The following is a 19294-nucleotide window of genomic DNA, read 5'->3' on the forward strand; positions in this document are numbered from 1 at the left end:
GGCTGGCTTCTCCTACTGGGCCGATGCAGCGAGCGCCGCATCGTAATTGGAAATCAGATGATTGACCGCGGTCGCGGTGACATCCGTGATCAAGGTGGAAAACACGCCGAGGACCAGCGTACCGATGACGAGCGGGATGAAGATCAGCCACTCCATGCGGTTCAGGTCGGTGATGTTCTCCAGCTTGGGATTGGTCATCTCGCCGAACACGACATCGCGATAGACGGTCAGCATGTACATGGCCGAGAGAATGACACCGACCGCGGCACCGGTGGCGATCCACCAGCTGACCTGGAAGGCACCAACCATGGTCATGATCTCGCCGACGAAGCCGGATGTACCGGGCAAGCCGACATTGGCCATGGCGAACAGGCCGAAGATGGCCGCAAAAACCGGCATGCGATGCACCAGACCACCATAGAAGGCGATCTCGCGTGTGTGCATGCGGTCATAGATCACGCCGACACAGAGGAAAAGCGCCCCGGAGATGAAGCCGTGCGAGATCATCTGGTAAAGCGCGCCCTGGACGCCGGTCTCGTTCATCGCAAACAGACCCATCGTCACAAAGCCCATATGGGCAACCGAGGAATAGGCGATGAGCTTCTTGATGTCAGTCTGCCGGAAGGCCACCAGCGAGGTGTAGATGATGGCAATGATCGACAACACGAAGACCATGGGCGCGAAATAGGCACTCGCTTCCGGGAACATCGGCAGCGAGAAACGCAGGAAGCCATAACCGCCCAGCTTCAACAACACACCGGCCAGGATGACCGAACCAGCGGTCGGGGCCTGGACGTGGGCATCCGGCAACCAGGTATGGACCGGCCACATCGGCATCTTCACCGCGAAGGAGGCAAAGAAGGCCAGCCACATCCACATCTGGGCATTGCGTGCGAATTCGGTCTCCAGCAACACGGTGACATCGGTCGTACCGGCCTGCAGGAACATCACGATCATCGCGACCAGCATCAGCACCGAGCCAAGCAGGGTATAGAGGAAGAATTTGAACGCGGCATAGACGCGGTTCTGCCCACCCCAGACACCGATGATGATGAACATCGGGATCAGGCCACCTTCGAAGAAGATGTAGAAGAGCACCAGGTCGAGCGCGCAGAACACGCCAATGACCAGGGTTTCCAGCAACAGGAAGGCAATCATGTAATCCGCTACGCGGTTCTTGATTGCGCCCGACGCCATGATGCAGATCGGCATCAGGAACGCGGTCAGGACCACGAAGAGAACCGACAATCCGTCCACGCCCATGCGGTAGCCCAGGCCAATCTGCTCGAGCCAGGTCACTTCATGGACAAACTGGAATCCGGTCGCCTTGGTGTCGAAATTCGCCAGAAGCAGGATCGACATGCCCAGCGTCACCATGGTGGCCAGCCAGGCCACCCAGCGCGAATTGCGGTCGATCAGTCCCTGGTCTTCATTGCGGGCGGTGAAGCGGAAAGTCGCAATCACCAGCGCGCCGAGCGCCGGAACAAAGGTCAGGATCGACAGGAAGGCTTCAAATTCGCCGAACATCTAAAGACCCCCTTGGCTGACAAGAATCCAGACCGAGAAGCCGAGGACACCAATCAGCATGACGAATGCGTAGTGATAGAGGAAACCGGACTGGCCTTTCGCCAGGCGGCGGGCAGCCGCCAGCGTTGTTCCGGCCACGCCATTGGGACCGAGCCCGTCGATCAGCTTCATATCGCCGATCTTCCAGAACAGGTCGCCCAGGCCCTTGGCCCCGCGGACGAAGACGAAATGGTAAATCTCGTCCACATACCACTTGTTGTAGAGGAAGGAATGGAGCGGACCGCCGCGCGCAGCGATACGGGCGCCCATGCCCTCATTGATCAGGTAGAACCAGATTGCCAGCAAGAAGCCGAACAGGGTCGCGAAGAAGGGCGAGAGCAAGACCCAGGTCGGCGGATGATGCCCACCGCCATGATCGCCCTCACCGGCTTCGGCATGATCGTCCACAGCCGCATGGGCGGCATCCGTGCCATGATCGTCGGCGGGCGTGGCGTGTGTATCCGCCTCGGTATGGTCATCACCATACACTGCAGCCTCGCCGTGATCGCCGGCCACGGCCGGGCCATGCGAGGCGGCGGGCACCGCATCATGCCAGAAATGACCGGCATTCTCGCCGATGAAGTCCTTCTTGAAGATACCGCCGGCGAAGATGGCGCCGATGGCCAGCACGACCAGAGGCATGGCCATGGCGAATTTCGGGTCGTGGGCGTGCTCGTACACGTCTTTCGGCCCACGGAATTTGCCGTGGAAGGTCATGAAGATCAGGCGCCAGGAGTAGAAGCTGGTCAGCAGGGCTGCGACAACACCGAACCAGAAAGCCGGGATGCCGAAGAAGACCCCTTCGCGGCCGGCCATGAAGGCGCCCTCGATGATCGCGTCCTTTGAGAAGAAGCCCGCGAAGCCGAGATCCCAAGGCAGAAGGCCGAGCACACCAAAGGAGAAGCCGACGCCGGTCAGCGCCACCGTGCCGATAATCATCATCAGCCAGGTCATGGGCATCATCTTGTAGAGCCCGCCCATCTTTCGCATGTCCTGCTCGTCATGGACGCCGTGGATCACCGCGCCGGAACCGAGGAAGAGGAGCGCCTTGAAGAAGGCGTGGGTGAAGAGGTGGAACATGGCGGCGCCATAAAGGCCGAGGCCAGCGGCGAAGAACATGTAACCGAGCTGCGAACAGGTCGAATAGGCGACCACGCGCTTGATGTCATTCTGGGCCATGCCGACCGTCGCCGCAAAGAGCGCGGTGGTGGCCCCGATCACGGTGACAAAGGCCGAAGCCGCCTCGGCATTCTCGAAAATCGGGAAGGCGCGGCAGACCAGGAAGACACCCGCGGTGACCATGGTCGCGGCGTGGATCAGGGCGGAGACTGGCGTCGGACCTTCCATGGCGTCGGGCAGCCAGACATGCAGGAAGAATTGCGCCGACTTGCCCATCGCGCCAATGAAGAGAAGGAAGGCGATCAGCTCGATGGCATTGAGCTCCATGCCGGCAAAGGCCAGCACCGCGTCGGTGTGCTCGGGAACAGCCGCGAAGACATCGTCAAAGCTCACCGAACCAAAGACGTGGAAGAGCGCCATAATGCCCAGCGCAAAGCCGAAATCGCCGACCCGGTTGGTCACGAAGGCCTTGATGGCGGCATCATTGGCCGACTTCTTCTTGTACCAGAAGCCGATCAGCAGATAGGAGGCCAGTCCCACGCCTTCCCAGCCAAAGAAGAGCTGGAGGAAGTTGTCGGCGGTCACCAGCGACAGCATCGCGAAGGTGAAGAGCGAAAGGTAGGAGAAGAAGCGCGCCTTGTGCGGGTCGTGCTCCATATAACCCCAGGAATAGATGTGCACGAGCGAGGAGACCGACGTCACCACGACGAGCATCACCGCGGACAGACTGTCCAGCTTGATCGCCCAGGAGACATCAAAAGCACCAACACTCATCCAGGTCGCCAGATGAATGGTCTGGGCATTGCCGCCATAGGTGACGTCAAAGAAGACAATCACCGACAGCACGAAGGACAGCAGGACCGTCGCCGTGGTGATGATTTGCGCCGTACGATGGCCGACATGATTGCCGAGAAGACCGGCAAAGGCCGATGCGAGGAGCGGCCCGAAGACGATAATGGGTGCCATGATCCCCTAGCCCTTCATCAGATTGACGCCCTCAACCGAGATATCACCCCGGTTGCGGAAGTAGACGACGAGAATGGCCAGACCGACCGCCGCTTCCGCGGCCGCCACGGTCAGCACGAACAGCGCAAAGACCTGTCCGGCGAGGTCGCCGAGATGAGCCGAGAAGGCCACCAAATTGATATTGACGGAGAGCAGGATCAGCTCGACCGACATCAACAGGATGATGACATTCTTGCGGTTCACGAAAATGCCGAAGACGCCGATGGTGAAGAGTACACCGGCGACGGCGAGATAATGTCCCAGTCCGACGTCCATCATTCCCCAATCCCCTGTCCCGGCTTGATGTCATGCATGGAGACTGCGTCCTTGCGGTCGCGGGCGACCTGCGCACTGACGCTCTGGCGGCGCACACCCGGCTTGTGGCGCAGGGTCAGCACAATGGCGCCGATCATGGCGACCAGAAGCACAAGGCCAGCCGCCTGGAAGAAATAGACATACTGGTCGTAGATCACGAGACCGAGCGCTTCGACATTGGTCAGACCTTCCGGAATGGCCGCGTCGCGCAACGCCATCGCCTGGTCGGAGGCCTGCCAGGTCATGCCGATCATGCCCAGCTCGACGGCGAGAATGATCCCCACCAGTCCACCCAGCGGCAGATAGCTCAAAAAGCCCTGTTTCAGCTCGGTGAAATCGACATCCAGCATCATCACAACGAAGAGGAACAAGACCGCGACCGCGCCGACATAGACAACGATCAAAAGCATCGCCAGGAATTCGGCGCCGAGCAGCACGAAGAGCCCGGCCGCCGAGAAGAAGGCCAGGATCAGGAACAGTACTGACCGCACCGGGTTGCGCGCGATGACGACCATCAAGGCCGACAAAATCGCCACTCCGGAAAAGGCCCAGAAAGCCAGATTAGCGAGCATGGCGCCCTCGTCCTCTCAAATGCGTCCCAAAGACACCTACCGCGTCAGCGGTAAGGCGCGTCGAGTTCCAAATTCTTGGCAATTTCCCGTTCCCAGCGATCGCCGTTCTCGAGCAGTTTTGCCTTGTCGTAGAAAAGTTCTTCGCGGGTCTCGGCGGCGAATTCGAAATTCGGGCCTTCCACGATTGCATCAACCGGGCATGCTTCTTCGCAATAACCGCAATAGATGCACTTGGTCATGTCGATGTCGTAGCGCGTGGTGCGGCGCGAACCGTCCGATCGCGGCTCGGCCTCGATCGTGATCGCCTGGGCCGGGCAGATCGCTTCGCACAGCTTGCAGGCAATGCAGCGCTCTTCCCCGTTGGGGTAGCGACGCAGGGCGTGCTGACCACGGAAACGCGGGCTGAGCGGCCCCTTTTCAAACGGGTAGTTCAGCGTCGCCTTCTTGGCGAAGAAATAGCGCATGCCGAGCCCGAATGCGGACCAGAAGTCCATCAGGAGCGCGCCGCGAAATGCTTGTTGAATTCGACCCATGACTTACCCCTGCGGTCCGTAGACGACGGCGGCGCCGACAAGCGCTACCGCGGCCAGCGAGATGGGCAGGAAGATTTTCCAGCCCAGCCGCATCAGCTGGTCGTAGCGATAGCGCGGCACCAGGGCCTTCACCATCGCGAACATGAAGAAGAAGAAGACGATCTTGGCGGAAAACCAGAAGAAGTACCAGGCGTGCGAGGCCATGTAGGGCCAGTCCGACACATCCAGGCCGAACGGGTCATTCCAGCCGCCGAAGAAGAGGATCGACGTCATCGCACACATCAAAACGATGTTGAGATACTCACCCACCATGAAGAGCAGGTAGGGCGTCGAGGAATACTCGACCTGGTAACCGGCCACGAGTTCCGATTCCGCTTCGGGAAGGTCGAAAGGCGGACGATTGGTCTCGGCCAGGGCCGAAATGAAGAAGATCACTGCCATCGGGATCATCACCAGGAACATCGGCATTGGCCAGGCGTGGAATGACAACACATTCCAGTTCCAGAAGCCGCCGGCCTGCATCTCGGTGATGTCGGACAAATTCATCGACCCGGCGAAGAGCAGCACGGTGACGATGATGAAGCCGATCGAGACCTCATAGGACACCATCTGGGCCGCCGAGCGCAGCGCGCCAAGGAAGGGATATTTCGAGTTCGACGCCCAGCCACCGATGATGATGCCGTAGACACCCAGGCTAGACATGGCGAAGAGGTAGAGAATGCCGACATTTAGATCAGCGATCACCCAGCCCGGAGCCGCCGGCACGACGGCCCAGGTCACGAAGGCCAGGATCAGCGTGATCAGCGGGGCCAGAAGATAGAGCGAACGGTCAGCACCGGCCGGGATCACGACTTCCTTGAACACGAATTTGAAGAAGTCGGCGAAGGATTGCAGCAGACCAAAGGCGCCGACCACATTCGGGCCCTTGCGCATCTGTACGGCGGCCCAGACCTTGCGGTCCATCAGCAGGAGGAAGGCCAGCGAGATCAGCAGAACCACGGCAAAGGCCAGGATCTGCAGCAGGGACATGCCCAAACCGCCCCAGACACCGAATTGTTCGATGAAATCCGTCATCGCTTACTCCGCAGCCATCTGGGCCGGACCGGACGCAAGGGCGGAGCATTCCGCCAGCGTCTTGGACGCCCGCACGATCGGGTTGGTGAAGTAGAAATTGCCAACCGCCGGGACGAAATCTGTCGCCTCGACATCACCGGCAGCGCCCGCTGCCTTGGCGTCATAACCCTCACTTGCACCCGGTGCGTGATCGATTCCCGCCAGAACGGGAACATCCTCGAACAGTTTGTGACGCAGTTCGGTGAGGTTGTTATAGGGCAAGGTCTTGCCCAGACGCTCGGACAAGGCCCGGAAAATGGCCCAGTTTTCCTTCGCCTCGCCCTTCGGGAAGGTCGCCCGGTAAGCCAGCTGAACGCGGCCTTCGGTATTGGCGAAGAGACCATCCTGTTCGGTCCAGGCGGCGCCCGGCAGGATGAGATCGGCGCGGTGGGCCCCGGCATCACCATGGCTGCCGACATAGATCACGAAGGCGTCGCCGAACTGGCTCATATCCAGCTCGTCCGCGCCCATCAGGACGATTGTGTCGAGCGCGGTGGACTGCATGCCCGCCACATCATGCCCGCCCTCGCCCGGCACAAAACCGAGATCGAGACCAGCCACACGGCTCGCCGCCGTGTGCAGGATGGAAAGACCATTCCACTCGGCGCTGACAGCCCCGACCGCATCAGCCAGTTCACCGGCGGCGCGCAGCACCTGGGCGCCATCGGCGCGCGTCAGCGCACCGGAACCGACCAGGATGAGCGGACGCTTGGCGTCCTTGAGGGTCTTGATGAAGCCGGAGCGCTTCTTCTTGAGGCCCGCGAGGACATCGGCCGACGTGCCGACATGCTCATACGGGTAGGTCAGATCGACCGCTTCGCCGATCACGCCGACCTGGGTGTCATTGTGCAGCCAGGTCTTGCGGATGCGGGCATTGAGAATGGCCGCTTCCTTGCGCGGATTGGCGCCGATGACGAGGATCGCATCGGCGTCTTCAATCCCGGCGATGGTCGCATTGAAGAGGTAATCCTCACGCGCGCCGCCGCCCACCTTCGCGCCATCCTGGCGGCAATCGATCGAGGTCACGCCAAGCGCGTCGGCGAGATCCTTGGCGGCCTTCATTTCTTCGGCCGAGCAGAGGTCACCGGCAATCATGCCGATCTTGGAGGCGTCACCGCCCAGCTTTTCAGCCGCGATGGTCAGCGCTTCAGGCCAGTCCGCCGGACGCAGCTTGCCATTCTCGCGGACATAGGGCTTGTCGAGGCGCTGGCGGCCCAGACCTTCCCAAGCATAGCGCGTCTTGTCGGAAATCCATTCCTCGTTCACGCCCTCATGGACGCGCGGCAGGATGCGCAGCACAGCGGAACCGCGCGCATCAACGCGGATATTCGAACCGAGCGCGTCCATCACATCGATGGTCTCGGTCTTCTTGAGCTCCCACGGGCGGGCGTTGAAGGCGTAAGGCTTGGAGGTCAGTGCGCCGACCGGGCAGAGATCGATGACATTGCCGGACAGTTCCGACTGGACCGCGCTCTCGAGATAGGTGGTGATCTCGGCATCTTCGCCGCGACCGATCATGCCGATCTCGGGCGAACCGGCGACTTCGGTCACGAAGCGGACACAGCGCGTGCACTGGATGCAGCGCGTCATCTCGGTCGCGATGATCGGACCCATTTCCTTGTCTTCAACCGCGCGCTTGTTCTCCGGGAAACGGGAACCGGTGCGGCCATAGACCAAGGACTGGTCCTGCAGGTCGCACTCACCGCCCTGGTCGCAGATCGGACAATCCAGCGGGTGGTTGATGAGCAGGAACTCCATCACCCCTTCGCGCGCCTTCTTGACCAGCGGCGACAGCGTATTCATCGCCGGCGGCTCGCCATTCGGCCCGCCGCGCATGTCACGCACATTCATCGCGCAGGACGCTGCCGGTTTCGGCGCGCCGACAAGCTCGACCAGGCACATCCGGCAATTACCGGCGACCGACAGGCGCTCGTGATAGCAAAAGCGCGGAATTTCCCGGCCAGCCGCTTCAGCCGCCTGCAACAGCGTAAAGGAATTCGGAACCTCGATTTCCTCGCCGTCGATAATGATTTTGCGGAGATCTTCGCTCATCGGATGATGCCCCTACTCGGCCGCGACCTGGCTGACAAAGACAGGTTTGCCAGCGCGGTAATTGTTGATGCGATCCTCGATCTCGGACCGGAAATGGCGGATCAGGCCCTGAACCGGCCAGGCAGCTGCGTCGCCCAAGGCGCAGATCGTGTGACCTTCGACCTGACCGGCCACGTCGAGCAGCATGTCGATCTCTTCAATCGCCGACTCGCCGGCCGCCATGCGGGTCAAAACGCGCCACATCCAGCCAGTGCCTTCGCGGCACGGCGTGCACTGGCCGCAGCTTTCATGGCGGTAGAAGTAGGAGATGCGGGCAATCGCCTTCACCACATCGGTGGACTTGTCCATGACGATGACGGCGGCGGTGCCCAGACCCGATTTGTGCGCCGAGAGCGCGTCGAAATCCATCAAGACGTCGTCGCAAATGTCTTTCGGCAGGAGCGAGACCGAAGAGCCGCCCGGAATGACGGCCTTGAGATTATCCCAGCCACCGCGCACGCCGCCGGCATGCGTCTCGATGAGGGTCTTCATCGGGATCGACATGGCTTCTTCGACATTGCACGGATTGTTCACATGGCCGGAGATCGAGAAGATCTTGGTGCCGACATTGCGCTCGCGACCAAAGCTGGCGAACCATTCGGCGCCACGGCGCAGGATGGTGCCGGCAACGGCGATCGACTCGACATTGTTGACCGTGGTCGGGCAGCCATAGAGGCCGGCATTGGCCGGGAATGGCGGCTTGAGGCGCGGTTGCCCCTTCTTGCCTTCCAGACTTTCCAGAAGGGCTGTCTCTTCACCGCAGATATAGGCGCCGGCGCCGTGATGGATATAGACGTGGAAGGGCCAGCCATGGACGTTCTTCTCGCCGATCAGCTTGGCCTCATAGGCCTCCTTGACGGCCTTTTCCATGGCCAGGCGCTCGGTGACATATTCACCGCGCAGATAAATGTAGCAGGCATGGGCCTGCATCGAGAATGACGCGATCAGACAGCCTTCGATGAGAAGGTGCGGATCATGCCGCATGATCTCGCGGTCCTTGCAGGTGCCCGGCTCGGATTCGTCGGCATTGACGACGAGATAGTGCGGGCGGGCGCCCACTTCACGTGGCATGAAGGACCATTTCAGGCCGGTCGGGAAACCGGCGCCGCCCCGGCCGCGCAGGCCGGAGGCTTTCATCTGGTCGATGATCCAGTCACGGCCCTGGTCGAGAATGTCCTTGGTCCCGTTCCAGCAACCGCGCTGCTTCGCGCCTTCCAGATCCGGGCTGTGATGCCCGAACAGGTTGGTGAAGATCCGGTCCTTGTCCTGGAGGAGTTGCGTCGCCATGGATTAGCCCTCCGCCTTGCCGGTATTCGGCAGCTTGATCTTCTTGGCGCGCGAGCCGTCATAGAGCGACGGGTCGCTCAAAACCTTGGTGCCGTGCGGCTCGGAGGCATTGCGATCCGATTGCGGACCGTATTTGACGGTCTTGCCGGCCGCCAGATCGTCCATCAGGGCTTCCAGCTTGGCACCGTCGAGATCCTCGATGTAATGATCGCCATCGCTGTTCGCGAGCTGGATCATCGGGGCATTGGCGCACGCGCCCATGCACTCGACCTCGACCCAGGTGAACTTGCCGTCGGCGGAAATCTCGTGCTGCTTGCCGATGCGCTTCTTGCACACATCAATCAGCTCTTCCGACCCGCGCAGCATGCAGGGCGTGGTGCCGCAAACCTGAATCAGGTGCTCACCGACCGGCTCGAGATTGAACATGGTGTAGAAAGTCGCGACCTCGTAGACGCGGATATAGGGCATGTCCAGCCGGCCCGCGATCTCGCGAAGGGCAGGCTCGCAGACCCAGCCTTCCTGCTTCTGCGCGATCCACAGCATGGGAATGACCGCCGAGGCTTTCTTGGCCTCGGGATATTTAGCCAGCCAGAATTTGATCTCGGCTTCGCTCTTCTCGTTGAAGGCGAAGCTGTCCGGCTGTTCTTTTGCCAAGCGACGAACGCTCATTCATCATCCCCTGTGGCGATGTCAGTCTCGCGGCGATCAGTGATCACCTCGGACCGTTCCGGATGAAAAGCTTCACACCAGGCCTGAGCGTCGGCGATAGCCGCCTCGATCCCTGCCCGGCTTCCATTATGCGGAAAATCCGCATGATCCATTTCGGACGTCACGCTGACGCGGATCCGCCCCTGGGAATCGACCCGGCCGAGGCTGTGCTCTTCCAGGATCGCGCCCACAACATGGTCGTACTCGGCCGCGGCGACCGTGGTGTTGCATGAACCGCACAGCGCTTCACCGCCGGACATGCGACAGCCCATCAGGGCCACCTCGGAATAGACCGGTGCCGCGTCCGGCGCGGCTTCCAGCACAGCCCAGTCATAGGCGGCGCGGGTTTCGGCATCGATACCATTCCCACCACCTGAACAGGCTGCGACCGCGATCAGCGGAAGTATGGCAAGGCCATGCTTCATCAGCGGTCGATCTCCCCGAACACAACATCCAGCGAACCGATGATCGCGGAGACATCGGCCAGCATGTGGCCCTTGCTCATGTAATCCATGGCGGCGAGATGGGCGAAGCCCGGTGCGCGAATCTTCAGGCGGTAAGGCTTGTTCGAGCCATCCGAGACGAGATAGACGCCGAATTCGCCCTTGGGCGCCTCAACAGCGACATAGACCTCGCCCTCCTCTACCCGAACACCTTCGGTATAGAGCTTGAAGTGCTGGATCAGCGCTTCCATCGAGCGCTTCATTTCGGCCCGGCGCGGCGGCGAGAACTTGCTGTCAGTGGCCAGCACCTCGCCCGCATTCTCGTCCTTCATGAGCCAGTCACAACACTGGATCATGATCTTCACGCTCTCGCGCATCTCTTCCATGCGGCAGAGATAGCGATCATAGCAATCGCCATTCTTGCCGACGGGGATGTCGAACTTGAGCTCGTCATAGACCGAATAGGGCTGCGAACGGCGCAGGTCCCAGGCCAGGCCCGAGCCGCGCACCATGACGCCGGAGAAACCCCAGGCCAGCACGTCTTCCTTGGTGACAACGCCGATATCGACATTGCGCTGCTTGAAGATGCGGTTCTCGGTGAGAAGGCTGTCGATATCGTCCAGCTTGGCCGGGAATTGGTCACACCAGGCGCGAATGTCCTCGACCAGCTTCATCGGCAGGTCCTGATGGACGCCGCCGGGACGGAAATAATGGGCGTGCATGCGCGAGCCGGAGGCGCGCTCGTAGAAGACCATCAGCTTTTCGCGCTCTTCAAAACCCCAGAGCGGCGGCGTCAGCGCGCCGACATCCATGGCCTGCGTGGTCACATTGAGCAGATGGTTCAGCACTCGGCCGATCTCGCAATAGAGCACACGGACATACTCGCCGCGCTTGGGCACGGTGATGCCGGCCAGCTTTTCCGCGGCCATGCAGAAGGCGTGCTCCTGGTTCATCGGCGCGACATAGTCGAGACGGTCGAAATAGCCGATGCCCTGGAGATAGGTCTTGTGCTCCAGGAGTTTCTCGGTGCCGCGATGCAGGAGACCGATATGCGGGTCGACGCGCTCGACGACCTCACCATCCAGCTCCAGCACCAGACGCAGCACACCGTGCGCAGCCGGGTGCTGGGGACCGAAATTGATCGTGAAATTGCGTTCGGACTTGCCGGTTTCGATCAGGTCGTCAGCCATGCTCAGCCACCCTTCTGGCCGTCTTGGGCCTTTTCATCGCCCGGAATGATGTATTTGGCACCTTCCCACGGGCTCATGAAATCAAAGTCGCGATATTCCTGGACCAGTTCGACGGGCTCGTAGACGACCCGTTTCTGCTCTTCATCCCAGCGCACTTCGACATAGCCGGTGAGCGGGAAGTCCTTGCGCAGCGGATAGCCCTCGAAACCGTAATCGGTCAGCAGGCGGCGCAGGTCCGGATGATCGGCGAAGACGATGCCATACATGTCGAAGGCTTCGCGCTCGAACCAGTCGGCCACCGGATAGACCGGGATCACCGTTGGAACCGGCGTCTCCTCATCCGTCGACAATTTCACGCGGATACGGTGATTCTGGTGCATGGAGAGCAGGTGATAGACGACCTCGAAGCGCTGGGCGCGCTGCGGATAGTCGACACCACAAATGTCGATCAGGGTCGTAAAACGGCAGGCCGGATCATCCCGCAACCAGGTCAGCACGGCTTCGATGCGGTCACGATGGATTTCAACCGTCAGCTCGCCATTGGCGATCGACCAGCCGGTGACGGCCGCATCCTGGGCGTTGGCAATATGCTCGCCGAGAACCTTGAGGGCTTCGCTCATATCCCGTTCTCTCCTAGCGCTCGATCGAGCCTTCGCGGCGGATCTTCTTTTGCAATTGCAAAATGCCGTAGACCAGGGCTTCCGCGGTCGGCGGGCAACCCGGGACATAGACGTCCACCGGAACGATACGGTCGCAGCCACGCACGACCGAGTATGAGTAATGGTAATAGCCGCCGCCATTGGCGCACGACCCCATCGAGATGACATAGCGCGGCTCGGGCATCTGGTCGTAGACCTTGCGCAGGGCCGGCGCCATCTTGTTGGTCAACGTACCCGCGACGATCATCACGTCCGACTGGCGCGGGGAGGCCCGCGGCGCGAAACCGAAGCGTTCGACGTCATAACGCGGCATCGAGGCCTGCATCATTTCCACGGCGCAGCAGGCGAGACCGAAAGTCATCCACATCAGCGAGCCGGTCCGGGCCCAGGTGACGAGATCATCGGCGGCCGCAACCACGAATCCCTTGTCGGCCAGCGCATCGCTGACGCCGTCAAAGAACGGGTCGTGCTTCTTCGGGTCATAGCCGGGAACGGTTGCGCGCCCAGCCATGCCGGCATGAGGGGTCAGGTCAGATGCCATTTTGGACTACTCCCAATCCAGCGCGCCTTTTCTCAGCTCGTAAACGAAGCCGATGGTCAAAACAGCGAGGAAAACCATCATCGACCAGAACTCAAAGGGGCCGAGATGCTCACGAAGGGTCACCGCCCAAGGAAAGAGGAAGGCGACCTCGAGGTCAAAGATGATGAAGAGGATGGCGACCAGGTAGAAGCGCACATCAAACTTCATCCGGGCGTCGTCAAAGGCGTTGAAACCGCACTCATAGGTCGACACCTTTTCCGGATCCGGCCGCGAAGGGGCGATCACAAAAGCGGCAACCATGAACCCGATCCCGATCGCCGCGGCAATCGCGAAGAAAATCAGAATGGGCAGGTATTCCAGGAGCAATGCGTCCATCGCCAAGCCTCGCCTTGAAGAGCGTCCGGTAAGGTGCGGGAGGCCTCGGTATGGCTGGCTGGATACGCGCAAACGCGAATCGCGAACACCAGAAAGGCCCCCTGCCCGATTTGGCGCGGAAGCTAGAGCGCAGAGACGCTCGGAGCAAGGGCTAAAGACCGCCTGACATCAGTTCCTTGTGTCGCGGTCCGGGGAGAAGGAAGCTCAGTTGCGAGCTATTTGCAACTACTCTTTTCGGAACTTTGCAGGTCCGACGCGTTTCAACGACCCAGTCCCAGCACAGAAAGCCAGAATGAGGACCGGAAAAACGGCGAGCGCAGACTGAAGGCCCGATCTGGAAAGACGTGCCAGGGCTTGTATCCCCAGCCGCTCACCAAAGACCGGGCATCCGCTCCGAAGCCTTCGGCCTGGGCGGCTGCGATGGCTGCCCGGCGAGAACACCAGGTCGAACGCGCCGCGCGAAACCGGGCCAGAGCCTCCCCGCTCAGCCCGCGTGCGAGGCGGACAGAATGTCGCAAGGCCCGAAATTCGCGATGCCGCGCCAAGCTGTCGAGGCAAAGGAGCACGGCACCGATCACGCATAATCCGCCCCACCACAGCGGCGCGTGCAGCCGCACCAGAGCCATACAACACACGGCCAGGAGGAGGGGCGGCCATGTGGCACGGAAGAACCAGAGTTGATTCTTGAAGGTCCGGAAAAAGCGTTTCATCGCTCTGCTATCGCGTGCGGAGTCCGAACCGCCTAGCGGGACAGGTGTGCCGGCGATCCCGCCCCCTGGGACCATCAAGTGTTGAAAACCACGCAGTCAGGGCTAGCTGAGGACTTGGAAATCAGGGAGATCAATATGACCAAGCTGACGACCAATGAAGCTCGACAGGGCGAGAGCGGCCACCATGTCCGTTGGATTCTGGGCGTGTCTCTGACCCTCGCCATCCTGGCGCTGGCGGTCCTGTTCGGGATGACCGGCAGCTAAATGGGCGCTTTTCGGCGGACGGGCCCCAAAAGGCCTTGCCTGGCCTGACGGCCCGTGGCTGCATGGCCCTGGGTAATCAGGGTCGTCTCAATGCTGTCAGACTATTATGGCGTGATCGGGTTCTTCGTGATTGCCGCCGGCTTTTCTTGGCTGGTCGATCACAGCCCATTGTCTCATCGCACCCTGTCGCGCCGGATGGATGTTCACCGCAAAGAGTGGATGCAGCACATGGCGCGCCGCTCGGTGCGGATCATGGACAGCCAGATCATTGCCGGCCTGCAGAACGGGATCGCCTTCTTCGCTTCGACAGCATTGCTGGGAATCGGCGCCGCCTTCACGCTCATCACCGCGCTCGACCCGGTGATGTCGGCTGTCGCAGATGTTCCCTTTCTCGACACCACGTCACGCATCCAGTGGGAAGTCATGTCGCTGGGCCTGCTGGTGATCTATGCCTATGCCTTCTTCAAGTTCGGCTGGGCCTACCGGTTGGTCAATTATTCCGCCATGCTACTGGGCGCGACCCCGGACATTCCGCGCGATAATGACGTCACAACCGACGCCTTGCGCAGCGCCTATCGCGCCGGCGCCATGAATGTGGTCGCCGGACGGCAATTCAATCGCGGACTGCGCGCCCTCTTCTTGTCGATCGGCTATCTCGCCTGGATCGCAGGCCCCCTTGCCCAGATCGGCGTGACCCTCCTTGTCGCCGGCCTCTTATTGTCGCGGCAGTTCTTCTCGCCCGCCCTGGCAGCCCTGTCTGCTGGAGACGATGCAATGGGCAGCGTGGCCATGCCCGCATCGGATGACACGCACCGCGAAGCCTGAACTCGGCGCCGCGAATCGCCTCGCTCTTACAAACCATTGCAGTGGGCCACCAAATACGTCCAAACTCCCGACCAGTTGAAACGCGGGGGAGAGACGCGATGAGCATCGGATCAGCCATTCTCAATTCGGTCGAGAAGGCCGGCAACAAATTGCCCGACCCGGTGACCATATTCCTGGTCCTGATCGGTGTCGTCATGCTGGCTTCGCTGGCGCTAGCCGGCCTTGGCACGGCGGTCGACCACCCGGTGACCGGCGAAACGATTTCCGTTATCAATCTTCTGACCGGCAGCCAATTGCAGACCCTGCTTGTCGGCATGCCGGGCGTGCTCACGGGTTTTGCGCCGCTCGGCATGGTGCTGGTCGTGATGATCGGCGCAGGCATCGCTGAGAAGACCGGCCTATTGTCCGCCGGCATGCGAGTCATGGTGTCCGGCGCGCCGCGCGTCCTGCTTACCCCGGTCCTCGTCTTTGCCGGTGTGATGGGCAATCTGGCCGTTGATTCAGGCTATATCGTCATGGTCCCGCTCGGCGCTGTCGTGTTCGCGGCTGCTGGACGCCACCCGATCGCCGGCATCGCCGCTGTTTTCGCGGGCGTATCCGCCGGGTTCTCGGCCAATCTGGTGGTTACCTCGCTCGAACCGCTCCTGTTCGGCATCACCCAAACAGCCGCCCAGTCCATCGAGCCGGGCTGGACGCTGAATAATCTGGACAATTACTATTTCACTTTCGCGCTCACCCCGATCCTGGTTGCCGTGGGCACGCTTGTGAACGACCACATCGTCGAGCCACGCCTCGGCGAATGGAAACGACCGGATGATTTCGCCGCGCCGGAAGGCGACGGCACGCTTAGCGCCAATGAGCGAAAGGGCTTGGCCTGGGCCGGCATCTCCTTGCTGGTGATCGGTGCGGTTGTTCTGGTGCTCACAATCCCTTCCAACGGGATACTGCGCGACGCGAATGGCGGACTGGGCCCCTTCTTCCAGTCCATTGTAGCCATCCTGATGATCGCCTTTCTGGTGTCCGGCACGCTCTACGGCATCGCCGTCGGCAATGTGAAATCGGACAAGGATGTTGTGGCCCTTGGCACACGATCGATGGCCGATATGGGCGGATACATCATCCTTGCCTTTGCCATGGCGCACTTCATCTTTCTCTTCGGCGCCTCGGAAATGGACACCGTGATCGCGATTTCCGGCGCGGAAGGGCTGCAATCGCTGAACCTGCCAGCCCCGTTGCTGATTGTCGGCATGGTCCTGCTGGTCGCCCTCCTCAACCTCTTCATGGGTTCAGCCTCGGCGAAATGGGCGCTGCTGGCACCAGTCTTCGTGCCGATGCTGATGCTGCTGGGAATTTCACCGGAAGGATCGACGCTGGCCTATCGGATGGGGGACCAAGCGACAAATATCATCACGCCGCTCATGCCGTATTTGCCGCTGATCCTGATCTTCTGTCAGCGCTATGTGCCGGAGTTCGGCCTCGGCAGCCTCATCGCGGTCATGCTGCCCTATTCAATGGCCATTCTGGTCTCGTCACTGGCCATGATCTTCGTCTGGTTCGCCTTTGACCTGCCGCTGGGGCCGGACGATGCGAGCTTCACCTACGAGGTCCCGGCCGCTGCGAGCGCTCCGGCCGAAGCCGGGACAGGCGGCTGAGACCAACACAGACAACCGGCAATGGTCCCGGCCAAAACGCGATGTTAACGCAAGTGCATTAGCAATGCTCTTTTCATCAGTTGCTGGCCGGGACCATGGAAAAAATCGACAAAGAAGCGGCGTGCGATTTATGCCGCACGCGAGGTAATACACGGTTCGCTCCGGCCATCCGGATGGCCTTCCAGCCGATTGTCGACATTGAGGCCGGCCGTGTCTTCGCCCACGAGGCGCTTGTCCGCGGTGCAAATGGCGAGGGTGCAGTGCATGTCCTGTCACAGGTCACCGACGAGAACCGCTATAATTTCGATCAGACCTGCCGCGTCACCGCGATCAAGACCGCCAGCCGTATTGAGCTCCAGACGCCAATCAGCATCAATTTCATGCCCAATGCCGTCTATGAGCCGGCAAACTGCATCCGGGCGACCCTGGGCGCCGCTGCCAAGACGGGCTTTGCCCTCGACCGGATCATCTTCGAATTCACCGAAGGCGAAGACATGACTGGCAGCGACAAGCTCAACGAGATCATTCAGGAATATGCCCGCCACGGCCTGCGCACCGCAATCGACGATTTCGGCGCCGGCTATTCCGGCCTCAACAAGCTGGCCGAGTTGCAGCCGGACTATGTCAAACTGGATATGGACCTTACCCGCAATCTCGATCTGGATCGCCGCCGCAGGGCGATCGTGCGCCACACGGCGCGCCTGTGCGAGGAGCTCGGGATCCAGGTTATTGCCGAAGGCATCGAGACGGTGGCTGAAATAGCCGCGGTCCGGGATGCCGGTATCCAGCTCGTACAGGGCTATGTCTTCAGCAAGCCCCGGCTGGAGGAAGGGTTTCGCGACAGCGAAATCCTCCGCGCCTTCCTGCCGTCAACGACGCAGGGCGCGCCGCGGACTAGCCACGACACGCCCCTGCGATCAACCGGCTGATTTAAGCGCGAGCCGGGGAACCGGCACCGGAGCGATTGCGCCGACGTGGACGTTTCGCGCCACCGCCGCCATGGCTTCCACCCGATGACTGACCGCCACCGGCTGAGCGCGGACGGCCACCGCCCTGCCCTTGCGGACGTCCACCGCCAGTGAAGGCCTTCTTGCGCGCGGGGCGCTGCTGCTTCTTCTGCGAGGCTGCCGGGGTGGCATTCTTGGCTTCAGCCAGGAATTTGTCTTCATCACCCAGATAGACGCGCTCGATATCGAGGCCGGTCAGGCGCTCGATATCCCGCAGATATTCATACTCGCCCGGCTCGCACATGGAGACGGCGACACCGGACTTGCCGGCGCGCGCCGTCCGACCGATGCGGTGGACATAGGCTTCGGGAATATTCGGCAGGTCGTGATTGACGACGTGCGAGACATTGTCGACGTCGATGCCGCGTGCGGCGATGTCGGTTGCGACCAGGATTTTTACGGAACCGGTCTTGAAGCCATCTAGCGCCTTGATGCGCTGGGCCTGGGACTTGTTGCCGTGGATCGCCGCAGACTTCAGGCCGAAATCCACCAGATGGCGATTGATCTTGTCGGCGCCATGCTTGGTGCGAGAGAAGACGATGGCCCGCTCAACAGCACGATCCGACATCAGCTCAAGCAGGAGGTCCTTCTTGGATTCCTTGGGCAGCAGAACCACGGACTGCTCAATCCGCTCGATCGGGCGCGAAGCCGGCGCGACCGAGACCTGTTTGGGATCATCCAGCATCTCGTGCGCCAGGGCGCGGATCGGTTTCGGCATGGTGGCCGAGAGCAGTGCTGTCTGGCGCTTTTTCGGCAGGAAGCCGACAATCTTGCGGATTGCAGGGAAGAAACCGAGATCCAGCATCTGGTCGGCTTCATCCAGAATCAGCGTCGTCGTCTGATTGAGGCGCACAGCACCGGATTCCATAAGGTCGAGCAAACGGCCCGGCGTCGCCACCAGAACGTCCACACCCTTGGACAAGGCGCGAATCTGCGGTCCCGGCTTCACACCGCCAACGATGAGGGTGGATGAGACGCGCATATGGCGGCCATAGCCGCGCACATTCTCGAGAATCTGGGCGGACAGCTCGCGCGTTGGCGAGAGGATCAGGGCGCGGCACGTCTTGGGCTGCGGCCGCTGATCCTGCTCCAGGATGCTGTTGAGGATCGGCAAGGTGAAGGCGGCCGTCTTGCCGGTGCCCGTCTGGGCGATTCCGAGGACGTCACGGCCCTCGATCATGGCGGGAATCACTTCGCACTGGATCGGGGTCGGGGTTTCATACCCTTCATCGGTCAAAGCGCGGAGAATGGGCTCGGCCAGGCCGAGATCAGTAAACTGGGTCAAAAATCAATATCTTTCTCGGGAATCGGGCGGCGCC

The 19294-nt window shown here is 61.1% G+C and carries 20 protein-coding genes; 4 read left to right on the plus strand and 16 right to left on the minus strand.

Annotated features, from left to right (window positions below; translation table 11 throughout):
- Positions 1–12: 12 nt before the first annotated feature.
- The 15 genes from Q0X62_RS14865 to Q0X62_RS14935 all read right to left on the minus strand — a co-directional run bounded on the left by Q0X62_RS14865 (position 13) and on the right by Q0X62_RS14935 (position 14227).
- A complete protein-coding gene (locus Q0X62_RS14865; protein ID WP_297737608.1) occupies positions 13–1527 on the minus strand; it encodes an NADH-quinone oxidoreductase subunit M in 1515 nt (504 codons plus the stop codon).
- Positions 1528–3651, minus strand: coding sequence for an NADH-quinone oxidoreductase subunit L (nuoL, locus tag Q0X62_RS14870; protein WP_297737611.1), 2124 nt, complete (start codon positions 3649–3651; stop codon positions 1528–1530).
- 6 nt (positions 3652–3657) lie between these two features.
- On the minus strand, positions 3658–3966 hold the full coding sequence (gene nuoK / locus Q0X62_RS14875) for an NADH-quinone oxidoreductase subunit NuoK (RefSeq protein ID WP_301063207.1): 309 nt from the start codon (positions 3964–3966) through the stop codon (positions 3658–3660).
- Positions 3966–4577, minus strand: a complete 612-nt coding sequence (locus tag Q0X62_RS14880) for an NADH-quinone oxidoreductase subunit J (RefSeq protein WP_297737615.1) — start codon at positions 4575–4577, stop codon at positions 3966–3968. The genes nuoK and Q0X62_RS14880 overlap by 1 nt, the downstream gene beginning before the upstream one ends.
- 44 nt (positions 4578–4621) lie before the next feature.
- A complete protein-coding gene (gene nuoI, locus Q0X62_RS14885; RefSeq protein WP_297737618.1) occupies positions 4622–5110 on the minus strand; it encodes an NADH-quinone oxidoreductase subunit NuoI in 489 nt (162 codons plus the stop codon).
- Positions 5111–5113: 3 nt separating this feature from the next.
- On the minus strand, positions 5114–6139 hold the full coding sequence (gene nuoH, locus Q0X62_RS14890) for an NADH-quinone oxidoreductase subunit NuoH (RefSeq protein WP_366946183.1): 1026 nt from the start codon (positions 6137–6139) through the stop codon (positions 5114–5116).
- A gap of 48 nt (positions 6140–6187) precedes the next feature.
- Entirely contained in the window at positions 6188–8275 is a 2088-nt protein-coding gene (gene nuoG / locus Q0X62_RS14895; RefSeq protein ID WP_297737623.1) for an NADH-quinone oxidoreductase subunit NuoG, read from the minus strand.
- 12 nt (positions 8276–8287) lie between these two features.
- Entirely contained in the window at positions 8288–9601 is a 1314-nt protein-coding gene (nuoF, locus tag Q0X62_RS14900; protein WP_297737626.1) for an NADH-quinone oxidoreductase subunit NuoF, read from the minus strand.
- Between the two features lie 3 nt (positions 9602–9604).
- On the minus strand, positions 9605–10270 hold the full coding sequence (gene nuoE, locus Q0X62_RS14905) for an NADH-quinone oxidoreductase subunit NuoE (RefSeq protein ID WP_297737629.1): 666 nt from the start codon (positions 10268–10270) through the stop codon (positions 9605–9607).
- Positions 10267–10734: a hypothetical protein gene (locus tag Q0X62_RS14910; RefSeq protein WP_297737632.1), complete on the minus strand. Its 468-nt coding sequence runs from the start codon at positions 10732–10734 to the stop codon at positions 10267–10269. Before Q0X62_RS14910 ends, nuoE begins: the two co-directional genes overlap by 4 nt.
- The gene (locus tag Q0X62_RS14915; protein ID WP_297737635.1) at positions 10734–11942 is read right to left on the minus strand and encodes an NADH-quinone oxidoreductase subunit D; all 1209 of its coding nucleotides are present in this window, start codon (positions 11940–11942) and stop codon (positions 10734–10736) included. Before Q0X62_RS14915 ends, Q0X62_RS14910 begins: the two co-directional genes overlap by 1 nt.
- A gap of 2 nt (positions 11943–11944) precedes the next feature.
- Entirely contained in the window at positions 11945–12562 is a 618-nt protein-coding gene (locus Q0X62_RS14920; RefSeq protein ID WP_297737639.1) for an NADH-quinone oxidoreductase subunit C, read from the minus strand.
- A gap of 13 nt (positions 12563–12575) precedes the next feature.
- Complete coding sequence (locus tag Q0X62_RS14925; protein ID WP_291885663.1) at positions 12576–13142, minus strand: NADH-quinone oxidoreductase subunit B family protein; 567 nt, start codon at positions 13140–13142, stop codon at positions 12576–12578.
- Positions 13143–13148: 6 nt separating this feature from the next.
- Entirely contained in the window at positions 13149–13517 is a 369-nt protein-coding gene (locus Q0X62_RS14930) for an NADH-quinone oxidoreductase subunit A (RefSeq protein ID WP_297737644.1), read from the minus strand.
- Positions 13518–13777: 260 nt separating this feature from the next.
- Entirely contained in the window at positions 13778–14227 is a 450-nt protein-coding gene (locus tag Q0X62_RS14935; protein WP_297737647.1) for a hypothetical protein, read from the minus strand.
- Positions 14228–14362: 135 nt separating this feature from the next.
- Here Q0X62_RS14935 and Q0X62_RS14940 point away from each other — a divergent pair, with 135 nt between their 5' ends.
- The 4 genes from Q0X62_RS14940 to Q0X62_RS14955 all read left to right on the plus strand — a co-directional run bounded on the left by Q0X62_RS14940 (position 14363) and on the right by Q0X62_RS14955 (position 17897).
- The gene (locus tag Q0X62_RS14940; protein WP_297737650.1) at positions 14363–14491 is read left to right on the plus strand and encodes a hypothetical protein; all 129 of its coding nucleotides are present in this window, start codon (positions 14363–14365) and stop codon (positions 14489–14491) included.
- Positions 14492–14581: 90 nt separating this feature from the next.
- A complete protein-coding gene (locus tag Q0X62_RS14945) occupies positions 14582–15316 on the plus strand; it encodes a DUF599 domain-containing protein (RefSeq protein ID WP_297737653.1) in 735 nt (244 codons plus the stop codon).
- Positions 15317–15414: 98 nt separating this feature from the next.
- Entirely contained in the window at positions 15415–16968 is a 1554-nt protein-coding gene (locus Q0X62_RS14950; protein WP_297737656.1) for an AbgT family transporter, read from the plus strand.
- Between the two features lie 95 nt (positions 16969–17063).
- A complete protein-coding gene (locus tag Q0X62_RS14955) occupies positions 17064–17897 on the plus strand; it encodes an EAL domain-containing protein (RefSeq protein WP_297737659.1) in 834 nt (277 codons plus the stop codon).
- Between the two features lies 1 nt (position 17898).
- Here the strand turns inward: Q0X62_RS14955 and Q0X62_RS14960 are convergent, their stop codons facing one another.
- Complete coding sequence (locus Q0X62_RS14960; protein WP_297737662.1) at positions 17899–19260, minus strand: DEAD/DEAH box helicase; 1362 nt, start codon at positions 19258–19260, stop codon at positions 17899–17901.
- Positions 19261–19294 lie beyond the last annotated feature (34 nt).

Origin of the sequence: uncultured Maricaulis sp., assembly GCF_947259345.1 — a bacterium.
Taxonomy (GTDB): domain Bacteria; phylum Pseudomonadota; class Alphaproteobacteria; order Caulobacterales; family Maricaulaceae; genus Maricaulis.

Coding starts and splice junctions, on each gene's coding strand:
- Q0X62_RS14955 (WP_297737659.1), top strand. CDS start 17,064: ATGGAAAAAATCGACAAAGAAGCGGCGTGCGATTTATGCCGCACGCGA.
- Q0X62_RS14930 (WP_297737644.1), bottom strand. CDS start 13,517: ATGGACGCATTGCTCCTGGAATACCTGCCCATTCTGATTTTCTTCGCG.
- Q0X62_RS14950 (WP_297737656.1), top strand. CDS start 15,415: ATGAGCATCGGATCAGCCATTCTCAATTCGGTCGAGAAGGCCGGCAAC.
- Q0X62_RS14920 (WP_297737639.1), bottom strand. CDS start 12,562: ATGAGCGAAGCCCTCAAGGTTCTCGGCGAGCATATTGCCAACGCCCAG.
- Q0X62_RS14935 (WP_297737647.1), bottom strand. CDS start 14,227: ATGAAACGCTTTTTCCGGACCTTCAAGAATCAACTCTGGTTCTTCCGT.
- nuoH (WP_366946183.1), bottom strand. CDS start 6,139: ATGTCCCTGCTGCAGATCCTGGCCTTTGCCGTGGTTCTGCTGATCTCG.
- nuoI (WP_297737618.1), bottom strand. CDS start 5,110: ATGGGTCGAATTCAACAAGCATTTCGCGGCGCGCTCCTGATGGACTTC.
- Q0X62_RS14910 (WP_297737632.1), bottom strand. CDS start 10,734: ATGAAGCATGGCCTTGCCATACTTCCGCTGATCGCGGTCGCAGCCTGT.
- Q0X62_RS14865 (WP_297737608.1), bottom strand. CDS start 1,527: ATGTTCGGCGAATTTGAAGCCTTCCTGTCGATCCTGACCTTTGTTCCG.
- nuoL (WP_297737611.1), bottom strand. CDS start 3,651: ATGGCACCCATTATCGTCTTCGGGCCGCTCCTCGCATCGGCCTTTGCC.
- Q0X62_RS14915 (WP_297737635.1), bottom strand. CDS start 11,942: ATGGCTGACGACCTGATCGAAACCGGCAAGTCCGAACGCAATTTCACG.
- Q0X62_RS14880 (WP_297737615.1), bottom strand. CDS start 4,577: ATGCTCGCTAATCTGGCTTTCTGGGCCTTTTCCGGAGTGGCGATTTTG.
- nuoF (WP_297737626.1), bottom strand. CDS start 9,601: ATGGCGACGCAACTCCTCCAGGACAAGGACCGGATCTTCACCAACCTG.
- nuoE (WP_297737629.1), bottom strand. CDS start 10,270: ATGAGCGTTCGTCGCTTGGCAAAAGAACAGCCGGACAGCTTCGCCTTC.
- Q0X62_RS14940 (WP_297737650.1), top strand. CDS start 14,363: ATGACCAAGCTGACGACCAATGAAGCTCGACAGGGCGAGAGCGGCCAC.
- Q0X62_RS14925 (WP_291885663.1), bottom strand. CDS start 13,142: ATGGCATCTGACCTGACCCCTCATGCCGGCATGGCTGGGCGCGCAACC.
- Q0X62_RS14945 (WP_297737653.1), top strand. CDS start 14,582: ATGCTGTCAGACTATTATGGCGTGATCGGGTTCTTCGTGATTGCCGCC.
- nuoK (WP_301063207.1), bottom strand. CDS start 3,966: ATGGACGTCGGACTGGGACATTATCTCGCCGTCGCCGGTGTACTCTTC.
- nuoG (WP_297737623.1), bottom strand. CDS start 8,275: ATGAGCGAAGATCTCCGCAAAATCATTATCGACGGCGAGGAAATCGAG.